At 39.8% G+C, this 12,940-nt stretch carries 12 protein-coding genes; 2 read left to right on the top strand and 10 right to left on the bottom strand.

Annotation, left to right across the window (positions count from 1 at the left end; all coding sequences use genetic code 11):
• Window positions 1-271 precede the first annotated feature (271 nt).
• Window positions 272-1,051, top strand: a complete 780-nt coding sequence (locus tag EFT72_RS13985; protein ID WP_124067541.1) for an IclR family transcriptional regulator — start codon at window positions 272-274, stop codon at window positions 1,049-1,051.
• Window positions 1,052-1,161: 110 nt separating this feature from the next.
• Here EFT72_RS13985 and EFT72_RS13990 read toward each other — a convergent pair whose 3' ends face one another.
• Genes EFT72_RS13990 through EFT72_RS14005 form a run of 4 tightly spaced genes read right to left on the bottom strand, consistent with a single transcriptional unit; the run spans window position 1,162 to window position 5,283 of the window.
• A complete protein-coding gene (locus EFT72_RS13990; RefSeq protein WP_124067542.1) occupies window positions 1,162-1,395 on the bottom strand; it encodes an HPr family phosphocarrier protein in 234 nt (77 codons plus the stop codon).
• 15 nt (window positions 1,396-1,410) lie between these two features.
• On the bottom strand, window positions 1,411-2,343 hold the full coding sequence (locus EFT72_RS13995; RefSeq protein WP_124067543.1) for an ROK family protein: 933 nt from the start codon (window positions 2,341-2,343) through the stop codon (window positions 1,411-1,413).
• 17 nt (window positions 2,344-2,360) lie between these two features.
• Entirely contained in the window at window positions 2,361-3,911 is a 1,551-nt protein-coding gene (locus EFT72_RS14000; protein WP_206426659.1) for a cellobiose phosphorylase, read from the bottom strand.
• 16 nt (window positions 3,912-3,927) lie between these two features.
• Window positions 3,928-5,283 carry an MFS transporter gene (locus EFT72_RS14005; protein WP_124067545.1) on the bottom strand — a complete coding sequence of 452 codons (1,356 nt, stop codon included), beginning with the start codon at window positions 5,281-5,283 and terminating at the stop codon, window positions 3,928-3,930.
• 135 nt (window positions 5,284-5,418) lie between these two features.
• On the opposite strand from EFT72_RS14005, the gene EFT72_RS14010 reads away from it, so the two are divergent.
• A complete protein-coding gene (locus EFT72_RS14010) occupies window positions 5,419-6,471 on the top strand; it encodes an AraC family transcriptional regulator (protein ID WP_124067546.1) in 1,053 nt (350 codons plus the stop codon).
• Here the strand turns inward: EFT72_RS14010 and radA are convergent.
• The 6 genes from radA to EFT72_RS14040 all read right to left on the bottom strand — a co-directional run bounded on the left by radA (window position 6,468) and on the right by EFT72_RS14040 (window position 12,916).
• Window positions 6,468-7,862 (bottom strand): DNA repair protein RadA, encoded by a 1,395-nt coding sequence (gene radA / locus EFT72_RS14015; RefSeq protein ID WP_124067547.1) that lies wholly within the window; start codon window positions 7,860-7,862, stop codon window positions 6,468-6,470. The genes EFT72_RS14010 and radA overlap by 4 nt on opposite strands.
• A 63-nt stretch (window positions 7,863-7,925) precedes the next feature.
• The gene (locus tag EFT72_RS14020; protein ID WP_124067548.1) at window positions 7,926-8,339 is read right to left on the bottom strand and encodes an endosialidase; all 414 of its coding nucleotides are present in this window, start codon (window positions 8,337-8,339) and stop codon (window positions 7,926-7,928) included.
• Between the two features lie 98 nt (window positions 8,340-8,437).
• Window positions 8,438-10,888, bottom strand: a complete 2,451-nt coding sequence (locus EFT72_RS14025) for an ATP-dependent Clp protease ATP-binding subunit (RefSeq protein WP_124067549.1) — start codon at window positions 10,886-10,888, stop codon at window positions 8,438-8,440.
• Between the two features lie 16 nt (window positions 10,889-10,904).
• Complete coding sequence (locus EFT72_RS14030; RefSeq protein ID WP_124067550.1) at window positions 10,905-11,939, bottom strand: ATP--guanido phosphotransferase; 1,035 nt, start codon at window positions 11,937-11,939, stop codon at window positions 10,905-10,907.
• Entirely contained in the window at window positions 11,932-12,507 is a 576-nt protein-coding gene (locus tag EFT72_RS14035) for a UvrB/UvrC motif-containing protein (protein WP_124067551.1), read from the bottom strand. The genes EFT72_RS14030 and EFT72_RS14035 overlap by 8 nt, the downstream gene beginning before the upstream one ends.
• A 22-nt stretch (window positions 12,508-12,529) precedes the next feature.
• Window positions 12,530-12,916, bottom strand: coding sequence for a GntR family transcriptional regulator (locus tag EFT72_RS14040; RefSeq protein ID WP_124067552.1), 387 nt, complete (start codon window positions 12,914-12,916; stop codon window positions 12,530-12,532).
• Window positions 12,917-12,940: the final 24 nt, after the last annotated feature.

The raw sequence follows: 12,940 nt of genomic DNA on the forward strand, positions 1-12,940 counted from the left end.
TTTACAAGCAGGTAACTGTAGTTTTATTAAAGTTACCCAAAAACTAATAGTACCTGGTTAAATCAAGCACCAGAAAACTGGTGCTTATGTTAAAACTTTTTCGGGACATTTTCAAAAACGGTTGACATAAATGATGGTAAATCCCCTCTATTTTTGTCATTATTAACAGAATAGAGTTCTATTTTTTATTCATATTTTACAAATAAATCGTATAGATAACTTTGTCCCACTTTGTTATAATAGAAGTAAATCAAAAACGAGGTGTCAATTTATGCCATCAAACGAACATCGTCCAACTGAACGGGTTTTAGATATACTAGAATCATTATCAACGAATGGAAACGGTATGACTTTAACTGAATTGTCCAAAGAACTTCATGCACCCAAAAGCAGCATCATGCCTCTTTTGCATACCATGACTTCAAGAAAATTCATTTACATGAACCAGGAGAATTTCAAATACTTTATTGGTATTGCCGCTTATTCAGTCGGAGCTTCTTATACCAATCAGATTGATGCTCTAGAATTTATCAAAGTAGAAATGAAACAAATCGTCTCAGAAAGCCATGAAACTTGTCAGCTTGGTATCCAGAACCGAAGTAACCTGTTATACATTGCAAAGGAGGACTCTGCAGAGCCTATCCGGCTAGTCTCATATGTAGGGAAACAGCTTCCCCTCTATTGCACTGCTATTGGACGTGCTATATTGGCTGATATGAAACCGGAAGATATTTATGCCTTATATCCAGAAGGGCTGAAATCCTTTACCCCCCATACCATAACAGATTGGCCTAAGTTAATGGAAGAACTGGAAGAAACAAGAATACGGGGCTACGCCTTGGAACATGAAGAATCTACTCCTGACATACACTGCGCTGGCATCTCCTTATGCAGCGACGGAAGGATCTTTGCAGCTCTTAGTGTCTCCATCCCTTCCTTCCGATTCACTAGGGAAAAATTGGAATTTGTAATTGATCTTTTAAAAGAATCCAAAACCAGATTGGAATATTCGTTTCAAAGCTGTTCCATCGATTTAAGTAGTTTATCCTAACACTTTACTGATGATGATTCTTTGTTCCAATATAAAAGGAGCCTATGGATACAGGTACATTCCCTGCAAGCATAGACTCCTTGTTTATTGAAAACTGCTTTTTAATACTACTATCGTTTTTTTATGAATTCCTGAAATTTATCATCTATCAGTACCTCATCATCTGAATTTGCAACCAGTTCAAGCTGCTCTTCCAAATTCAGGCTGAAAATCCCCATAATAGATTTCGCATCTACGATATATTTTCCTTGTAATAAATCCATATCGCATTCAAAATGACTACAGATTCGGTTAAATTCCTGAGCTTCTTTAAAACCAGTAATCATAACATTTCTTTTTATCATATTTTTTCTCTCTTTCTATTCTTCCAACAGACTTCCCTTTTTTATCATAAAATGATAAAGGGCACCTATTAGATTGGAATCATTGAAAAACCGGCAGGTCGTAATAATTGGTGTCGGTATATAAGGAGACAGTTTACGAAATGGGTGTTTTTCGCACAATTCAGTTACATTTTTATTAATAAATTTTATCAGAAGTGGCTGCTGACTAATACCGCCTCCTATGGATACCACTCCCCCATCAAAGAGAACCTGTAAATTGTAGATTTGTACCGCAAGTCTTTTCGTATACTTATCCAATGCTTTTAATACACGCTCATCACCTTTGTTAGCCAGTTCAAACATCTTTACTCCATCAAGTTCTTCCTGCGGTATTCCCGTTTCCTCCGATACATATTTTCCCAAAGCTGCAACACCATTCGTAAATCCCCAGTACCCATCCATCTGATCTAAATTCTCTTCTTCCACTGCCACATAACTAAACTCACCTGCTGAAAAATGATTTCCCTTGTAAAGCTTTCCATCAATAATCAGGCCACCGCCAACTGCCGTTCCAAGCACAAGTACGATACCATTCTTTATATCTTTTAAGCTTCCTTTCCACAGTTCTGCCAGGGCCGCACATTTTCCGTCATTTTCAATGGTAACTGGTACATTACATTGTGTTTCTAAAAGCTCTATCATATTTTTCCCGGATAAATAGCTTAAAGATCCACCTGTGTAACAATATCCCGTGTCACTGTCCAGAATACCAGGAGCACTCATAGCGATTCCTTCCACTTGTCCATCATATTGCTTGAAAATAGAATATAGAACATCCAGATAATCTTCTAATGTATGTTTTTTATAATCCGGTGTCGGAACCTTGCTTTTTTCTAGAATATCCCCATTTTCATTCATAAGTGCATACTTAATGAAAGTTCCACCTGAATCAATCACTAAATATTCCATGTGTCTTCCTCCTTGTTTTATAACTTTCTAAGCAGATAAGCAGGCGTACAACTCCATGCATGACAATAACTGTTTACTGCCGATGAACCATAAGGGGATTCCTGAGGATCATCCGGGTTGTACAATTCCCAGAACGTATCTGCCCCCTGTTCTAGCATGCCTCCCCAATAATATTTCATATATTCAATCGCTTTTTCCTTTTCTCCACATAAGATTAAAGCTTCAACAAAATGATGATTCATATACGGAGTTACCATTCCCATCTCTGGTTTTTCATCTATTATGCGTTTGAGCAGCGATCTGGCTTCTTCTCCTGCCTTCACTCCGGCCAGAACCATCCATACCTGGCTTGCATAAGACACCTGGCGGTTCTCACCGCTTACAAATACCTGTTCTTCCTGATCCCAAAAATAATCAAGTGCTGCCTGAATACATTGTTCCTTTTCTTTAGCGAACTTAGCTGCAATTTTAGCCTGTCCTAATATTTCAGCTAATGCAATCCCGTCATTCAATGTATAAATATAGATAGCCTGCGCACAAGCCTGCTTGTTAAGCCCCTCTTTCCAGTCAACAAAACACCAGAAACCATCTCCGTCCTTAACCACGCTTTTATCATCAAAACGCAGTCTGGACAATTCAATCTGACGATAAGCTGACGGCCACAGCTCTTCTACCGTCTTCCTATCTTTTGTTTCCTCATAATAATCCTTTAAAACAGATATGAAAAAAAGAGAATAATCAAATAAAAAGGTATCATCCACAAGATACTCTGGTTCTGTAAAAAGGCATGCGCCGATTGTTCCGTCATCTCTGGTAAGCCCTGCAAATAAATACAGACACCGTTTTACCAGATCATAATTTTTAAACGTTTTATAATTAGTCAAAGCCTGAAGCCTTAAATCTCCCAGCCAAAGCCTCCGGTCACGTTTGGGACCATCTTCAAAAACAGACTGCATGCAGTTCTTTAGAGTCCTTAGACTGACCTTATCCAACCGCTGCATTACTGGATCTGTAATAGGAACTGGTTCTACTTCTGTCATGTCAACGGCAGAAACCACTGTGCATAATACATCTTCCACTACCACTTGAAATTTCAAAGAAGTATCCACTGCATGTATTTCCATATAGCGGAAGGCATACCTCCTTGGCAAATGTAACCAGGCCGGGAGCACATCCATATGAACATATTCTTCCTGAATCCAGCCACGGCTGATCCACCCATTGTATTCCTCTGAATTTTCTCTGATCTCCTTTGAAATTTCACCAAATTTCAGTCTCAAATAAGCTGGTGCATCCTGAGGACTTCCTACTGATTTCAATTTTAAACTGACATATCCTACCTGATGGTCACCAAAATCCAGAACAATGGAATCTCCCTTCTTTAACGCTATACTGCTTATTTCACTTATATCAGCTCTCGGTACTGCTATCCCACTTTCATCGATAGACACGATTGTTACGGGCTTTATCTGTTTTTCCTTAGGCTTATGTTCCAACATTTTTGCGGTTTCTAAAAATGCCTCATTTGTAACTCTTTTCATATCTATATCAATGCTGACTACTGCCATAATAATTCCTTCCTTTTTAATTTCTTGCTCTTCTTGCTTCCAACTCTTTGTTGATCTCCGGAAGTTTTTTATCTAAATCGTAGAATAAGAACGTTATAATTGTTAATACATTCGTTGCAATTGGAATCCATATATACATAGCACTGATTGCATTCAACGCTGATGCTGATTGTACCGATGCATTTGCTACATAGCCACTGGCAGCTAACAGTGCAGCTGCAACAGAACTTGCAATTGCCATTCCCACTTTACCAATAAAACCATTTACCGCAGATAAGGTACCTGCAATATTAACTCCAGATTTCCATTCCCCATAATCAACTGGGTCCGGCTGTATTGCAAAATGCATACTCCCCTTAAGCCCATATCCAAGAGCTGCAACAACTACTCCAATAAGAACAATCGGAATGGAATTTCCACCTATGAAAATAATAACCAGTCCAATTGCATGAAATGTAGATCCACCTATCATTAAGTTTCTCTTTGTAGTCAAACTGGCCAAAAAAGGAACACAGAGATTGGTTGCAACAGGAACCAATGTTGTAATGGTAGCTACTATACTGGAAAGCTCTTTATTGTTCATATTGTAAGTGAAATAGAAGATTATTGCCCCAGCCTGGATTACAAATCCACCAAAAAACCAGATAATATTTGCTGCAAATAATAACCACGGCTTATTATGAATCAGACAACTTAAACTAGCTTTTAAGCTTACCTTTTCTTCATTGATATGCACCCTCTCCTTGGTATTGAAAAAGCAAAAGAAAAATACCAAACAGCCCAAAGCACCAAAAATCATCATCACAATCCGAAATCCTACGGCTTCATTTCCTCCCCCAAACCGATCTACCAGATTAAGCGCAAATGCCGATACAACAGTCGAACCTATATAAGAAAAGAACACTCTGCTGGTAGCCAGGTTTGTCCTTTCCTGCGGGTTTGCAGTTAAAGAGGGTAAAATAGAAGCCATAGGAATATTTACCACCGTATAGGCCAATGACAGCAGCATATAGGTCACATAAGCGTACACAAGCATTCCTGTTTGGGATATATCCGGTACGCTGAAAGCCAACACTGCCGTTACTGCAAATGGAATGGCACCTGCAAATATCCATGGCCTTGATTTTCCCCACTTAGTGTTTGTCCTGTCAATCAAAAAGCCAACTGCCAAGTCCGTAATTCCATCAAAGACTTTGGTTACCAAAAACATCACACTGACTGCCGCCACATTAAGATGCATAACATCTGTGTAAAAATACAGCAGGTATAAGGATATAACCTGCCAGATCAAATTACATGCAAAATCAGAAGAGCCATATCCAATACGCTGCCTCCATAGACTTTTTTTCATATCTTTCTCCAAATTATTCATTTTTTACCCTCTCCTGTATTATTTGATATACCCATACTATCATTCTGTATTGATGAATACTATTGAATAATTTACGATGTTGACTTGATATTTTTTAAGATGGTATAATGAATAGTAATAAATGGAGGTACCATAATGAAAATAAAAAAAGAAACCTTTCGTGATTATATTACAGCCTATACGGAAGACGAAAATTTTTATCGCAGCCTATATGAGTCAGAACACTTACATCCAGAAACATTTAAAGAATATCTGGAACATTTGGATCAGAGTTATATTAAACGGCGTCAGCTTTATGTTCCCAGTCTACAGGATACATGGTTTTCTTATATATCTGAAAACGAGTTTTTTAAAATAAATTCTCAAAACATTTACATTGCAAAACATAACCGTTACTCGCAGGAATATATCCACGAGCATCAATTTTATGAATTATTTTACATCTATTCCGGTACCTGTATGAATACAATCCATGGTAAAAAAAGTATCTATTCTACTGGTGACCTGTGTATTATCCCTCCAAAAACAAAACACAGCATAGCTGTATTTGATGATAGTGTTATTATCAATGTCATGATTAAGTCCAGTACCTTTCACAGGACTTTCTTTGAACTGTTCACAAATAATAATGTATTGTCTCAATTTTTCTTCCATACGTTATATGAAAAAGCAGAAAACAATTATCTGCTGTTCCACACTGGTTCAGATATTGTTATCCGCTCTCTTATTGAAGAAATTTATGTTGAATACTATGATCATGAAAAATACTCAAATTCTCTGCTAGACAGTTATCTCATGACTTTTTGGGTTATGCTCCTTCGCCATCATGAAAACCATATGGAAAGCTTTTTAATTACAACCCATCAAAATCTGGCTTTAATGGATATCTTAAATTATTTCCAGACGAATTTTATGGACATCTCCCTTTCCTCTGCGGCTGAACATTTTGGATTTTCGGTTCCTCATTTCAGTAAACTGGTGAAAGATAATACAGGACAGACCTTTGTCCAGTTAATCCGGAATTTACGGATTGAAAAAGCATGCCGTGCCCTCAAAACCACGGAATTAAGTATTTCTTCAATTTGCGAGATAGTTGGATATGCAAATCCAGAACATTTTAACCGGATTTTTAAAGAGTCCTTTCACATGACACCAGGAGAATACCGTAAAAACTACAAAAACCTTTAATCTCTTAGACCCATGATGGCTTCTCTTACATTATCTACTCCAATTAACTTAATTCCCTCTATCTTCCCCATCTTCTCGGAAGAAATTCGAGGAAGAATACAGGTTTCAAATCCCAGTTTCTTGGCTTCATTTACTCTTTGCAAGGCCATCGATACGGCACGTACTTCTCCGGATAGTCCCACTTCACCAAATATTATGGTTTTCGGATCCACTGCCTTATCCTTCATACTAGAGACGATTGCCATCAAGATCCCGAGATCCAAAGCCGGTTCATTCATTTTAAGGCCACCAGTAATGTTTACATAAGCATCAAAATGAGACAAATCATAGTGACATCGTTTCTCAAGAACTGCCATCAAAAGATTGACCCGGTTGTAATCCGTTCCTGCCGCTGTTCTCCTTGGCATCCCAAAAGAGGTGGGAGTCACCAGAGCCTGAACTTCTAAAAGCATGGGTCTAGTCCCTTCCATGGAGCAGGCAACCACCGCCCCTGAGGCATCTTTTGGTCTTCCGCTTAACATATATTCCGAAGGATTCTCTACTTGGGCAAGTCCAGTTTGAACCATCTCAAAGACCCCAATTTCATTGGTAGAACCAAACCGATTCTTCACGCCCCTAATAATCCGATAAGCCGCACTCCGATCTCCTTCAAAATACAAAACCGTATCTACCATATGTTCCAGAACTCTAGGACCTGCCACAACACCTTCTTTTGTTACGTGACCTACGATGAAGATGGCAATTCCAGCTCCTTTTGCTATCTGCATCAAAAGATTGGTGGATTCTCTGACTTGACTTACACTTCCAGGAGCCGAAGAAACCTCTTCCCGAAACATAGTCTGTATGGAATCAATAATCACCACATCTGGTTTTTCCTCACTGATTGCACTCTCGATCCGTTCCAGATTCGTCTCGCAAAGAAATAATAAATCTCCCTTTACTTCACCGATTCGGTTCGCCCTTAGCTTAATCTGCTTTAAGGACTCCTCCCCTGATATGTACAATACTTTTTTTCCATTCCACGCAAGATTTCTGCATACCTGGAGAAGCAATGTTGATTTTCCAATCCCCGGATCTCCACCGACCAGAATCAGAGACCCCTTAACCACACCTCCTCCTAGCACCCGGTCCAACTCCTCATAACCAGTTTTCATACGGTCTTGCTCATCCAATTGGATATCCGCTAATCTGGTAGGTTTTACTTTAGATCCCAATCCCGTCGTCCCGCTTTGACTTCCGCTCAATCCTCTTTTGGAAGCTGGTTCCTTTTTCGCCACAGGCTCTTCTACAAATGTATTCCATTCTCTACACATGGGACATTGCCCCAGCCATTTGGCTGATTCATACCCACATTCCTTGCAGAAAAATGCCGTAGTTTTTGCCTTTGCCATTGGGTTTCCTCCTTAAAAAAGCTAGGTCCGGCTCTTAAAAAGAGTCGAACCCAGCTCGTTTTTCTATCTTCGGTTTATTTTTACTGTAACAAGTGTTCCTTCATTTAATTCTACACTGACATACAATTTCCCGCTCATATTGGTTCTCATACTACCAATTGCCGAATCATCTATATATACCTCATATTCGGTATCCTCTGCCAGCTGAATAGTCAACTGCGCATCCTTATCGCCTTCTACATCAAACGTAATACCATCATTGGTTACAGCGAAACGTTCCACTGTAGTTCCAGGTACGGATTCGTATACAAACATACCATTTCGTTCCAGCTTTGTTATTTCATAAAATGTCTTAACTTTATATAAGTCACCATCGTGTTCATAATCCTGTAATTTTGATTTTGAACTTAATTTGTAATTCCCAAAACTGATAGTACCATCTTGTTCTGTGCGAATTAATTCTTCAATTACCGGCATTGGTTTGCCCTCCTAGTATTTTGTCTACTTATCCTTTTTGCGAATAAAAAATTCCTCCGCTTGATGTTATTATACACGAATTATCTTAAAATGGCTAGTTATTTTACCAGCTCTCTGACAGAAAATTTTAGTCCGTCATCCACAACAGATACCAACACGTCATCTCCGTTTTTCACAGTTCCATTTAATATTTCTTCTGCTAGCTTATCCTCTAACCGATTCTGAATGGTCCGACGCAATGGTCTTGCGCCATATTTATTGTCATAGCCTTTTTCAATCAAAAATTCTTTTGCAGCCTCTTCTACTTCTAACGTTATATTCATCTGATCTGAAGTCCGATTCATAATATCTTTTAACATAATGGTTACGATATCCTTCATATGAATCTTATTCAATGGATGGAACACCATAATCTCATCGATTCGGTTAATGAATTCTGGTTTAAAGAGCCGCTTTACCTCTTCCATCACACGTTCTTTCATAATCTTATAATCGGCCTTCTCATCAGAAGCTGCACCAAATCCAAGCCGCTTTGGTGAAATGATATTTTGTGCACCTGCATTGGACGTCATAATAATAATGGTATTTTTAAAATTGATTTTTCGACCTTGCGCATCTGTAATATGACCATCATCAAGCACCTGTAATAATATGTTAAAAACATCCGGATGTGCTTTTTCTATCTCATCAAACAAAATAACCGAATAGGGATTTCTTCGTACTTTTTCACTCAGCTGCCCTCCCTCATCGTATCCCACATATCCAGGTGGAGATCCAATCATTTTGGAAACACTGTGTTTTTCCATATATTCAGACATATCCACCCGAATGAGCGCATGTTCCGTTCCAAACATAGTCTCAGAAAGTGCTTTGGTAAGTTCTGTCTTTCCAACTCCAGTAGGGCCTAAAAACAGGAAAGAACCAATGGGGCGTTTGGGATCCTTTAAACCAACTCTTCCTCTTCGAATGGCTCTAGAAACTGCAGAAACCGCTTCCTCCTGACCAATCACTCGTTCATGGAGAATGGATTCTAAATTCCGAAGCCGCTCACTTTCTTCCTCTTCTAGTTTTTTTACCGGAATTTTGGTCCAGCTAGAAACCACGTCAGCGATCTCTCCCTCATCAACAATCAGCTTCTTTGATTCTTTCTCTTTCTGCCATTTCTCCCGTATTTTCTGGATTTTATCTCGCTTCTTCTCTTGTCTCTTTTTTATGCCACCTGCTTTTTCATAAGCCTCTGATTGAATGGCTTTCTCTTTCTGATCTTCTAGTGTATCAATCTCTGCTTCCAGTTCCTTTATCTCTCCTGGCTCTGTATACATGGTAAGACGAATCTTAGAGGATGCCTCATCGATCACATCAATGGCCTTATCCGGCAAAAAGCGATCACTGATATACCTTGAGGAAAGAGTAACGGATGCCTTTACCGCTTCATCGGTAATGGTCACTCTATGGTGATCCTCATACCTTCCCTTTAACCCTCTTAATATCTCAATGGCAGCCTTTTCAGAAGGTTCTTCCACGGTAACCGGCTGAAAACGTCGTTCCAGTGCAGAATCTTTTTCGATATACTTGCGATATTCTTCTAAAGTAGTTGCCCCAATTAATTGGAGTTCTCCTCTGGCCAAAGATGGTTTTAATATATTAGAAGCATCAATTGCACCTTCCGCACCACCAGCACCTATGATGGTATGAATTTCATCGATAAACAATAAAACTTCTCCATCTTCGATCACTTCTGCAATTACTTTTTTAATTCTTTCTTCAAACTCACCACGATATTTGGACCCTGCTACCATACCGGATAAATCCAGGGTTAAGAGACGTTTTCCTGCAATTGTTTCTGGCACATCGCCTGAAATGATCATCTCAGCCAACCCTTCTACTACTGCTGTTTTCCCTACTCCTGGTTCGCCAATTAAACACGGGTTATTCTTTGTTCTCCGACTTAGGATCTGAATCAACCGTTTGATTTCAGACTCTCTTCCTATTACTGGATCTAATTTTCCCCGTTCTGCCAGTTCGGTCAAGTCCCGGCTATAACTGTCAAGTGTTGGTGTGTTTCCTTTTGCCTTGGAAGTTTTCATTAAATCCTCTTTATTGGCGGGTGCATCCTCCCCCATAGCTGAGAGCACGTCAATATACAATTTTTGTATGCTGATCCCTATGGTATTTAAAAGTCTAGATGCCACACAGTCGTTGTCACGAATAATTGAGATCAGTAGATGTTCGGTTCCGATTAAATTAGCTTTAAACCGAGCTGCTTCCCGGTAACTATTCTCTAACACTCGTTTTGCACCAGGCGTATACCCACCTTCTTCCCGAATCCTCACCGATGGATCCGGGGCGATTAACTGGCTGATCAGTCCCAGCACTTTCTCTTCTTTTACACCATTCTCTGTCAGCACTTTTGAAGCAACTCCGCTTCCTTCTTTTAGTAGCCCCAAAAGTAAATGTTCAGTTCCCACATAACCGTGTCCCAGCTGATCCGCTGTCTGTTCCGCCAGACTAATGGCCGCTCTGGCCTTTGTCGTAAATCTGTCTATCATATAATACTTCCTCCTGTCAAATTAATTCCGGCAATTTCTCCCGGATAAATTCCGCTCTTGCTCCATCTAGTTCTTCCTTATTCAAAGGCCGGTCTGTAATCTTTTGAAGATTCGCCGGTTGAATTCCAAGCATAAGTTGGAATACGGAAACCTCTTTTTCCGTATGAATCAATCCATCCGCAAGTCCTGCCATGATCTGTGACAAGAAAATCATCGCATCTCTGGAAGTAAGCCTTCTTGCATATTTAAGTACGCCATAGGATTTATAAATTTCATCTTCCCTCTCAATGGGATGACGCTGCAGCGAAAGTTTTCTAACAGCGATCTCCTGGTTGGTCAATTGTATGGCAGCTTTGGTTACGGTATCTATAATCTCCCGCTCGGTTTGACCAAGGGTTTTCTGGTTGGAAATTTCATATAAAGAGCCATAATTTTCATCCCCCTCTCCATACACTCCCCGTACTGCGGCACCAAATCGGCTTATTTCACCCAGTAGACTTGAAAATTTCTTTCCTTGAGATAGCATCGGAAGATGGACAACGACCGATGCCCTTAATCCAGTGCCCATGTTGGTGGGATACGCTGTCAGATAACCATATCGATCATCAAAGGCATATGCAAACCGTTCGTTAATATAATCATCAATCCGGTCTGCACACTCCCATAGATCGTCAAGATGAAGTCCCGTCCGTATTAGCTGAATCCGAAAATGATCCTCCCCATTTAATACAATGCCAGTGTCCTCATTCTCCGAAAGTAAAATCCCAGTCGGTGACTTTTTGGTAACTGCAGCCGTATTTATGACACGCCTTTCCTTTAAGGCCATCCGATCTAGTTCTTCCAGCTCATGAAGCATAGCAAAGGTATATGTCTTCTTTTCCTCTTTTCCAAGATCTTTCAAACCAAACTCGAACTGATGTATCAAATCATTGCTAACCTTTTCCCCCAGTTTTGAAGGGAATTCAAAATCCTGCCAATTCCTGACCAGACGGATTCGGCTGCTAATTACTCCTGTCCGACTGTCATCGGTCTGTTCAAACCATCTAAGCATCGGTCTCATTTCCTTTCTTCAGTTCTCGGATCCGGTCACGACATACAGCCGCAGTTTCATAATCTTCAAAACGAAGGGCATCTTTTAATTTTGCATCCAACTGAAAAATCTCCTTTTCCTGAAGATCCTCTGGATTAAGTTCTCCAGTTCCAGACGTAAGTGCGTTTCTTCTTTTCGTATCTTCCTGACCTTGATAAACCGGTTTTTTCCCTGTGTGAATTAAACTTCCCTGAAGTTGCTTAATACTGTCTTCCATCAGCGGTCCGAATACACTATAGCAGTCGGAGCAGCCAAATCTGCTGTCCTTTACGAATTCATCGTAACCGGTCCCACAAGACGGACAAGTGATTTGATGAAGTTTATCCGGTTCCTGATCCGTATCTTCGATTCCCAATAGACCGGACAAGAGTTTCCCCAAAGGAAATTCTCCGTCAAAAATTGCAGCATATACACCAAAATCCATTTCTTTTGCACACTGAGCACAAAAATGATGCTCTTTTTTCACACCATTTACCACTTCTGTATATTGAATATTAGCTTCGCGACTCTTACATCTCTCGCATAACATATAGAACCTCCAATCCAGTGAATCAGTCTTCTCTGGGCTCTTTGACAAAGAAACAAAATAATTCGTCAACCAGCTGATGAACCTCTTCACACGATATATTTTTACAAATACCTCTGGCAATGACAACGCTTAAATCTTTGCGCATTTCATCAAGAACCTGGATCTTATCCACATCAAGAGAAATAACAGCTCCCTTGCGGCGGTCCAGCTTGACATACCCTTCCTGTTTTAGCACAGAATACGCCTTATTCACCGTGTGCATATTGATTCCTATGTGATCGGCCATCTGACGCACAGAAGGCAGGGGGTCCCCATCTCTAATACTTTCTGTGGCGATACCTATGATTATCTGGTTCCGAAGCTGAATGTAAATCGCTTCATCACTATTAAAATCAATTTCCAAAATCATCTTTTCACCATCTTTCGTTATATC

The organism is Clostridium sp. E02 (assembly GCF_003833015.1).
Classification (GTDB): Bacteria; Bacillota; Clostridia; order Lachnospirales; family Lachnospiraceae; genus Lacrimispora.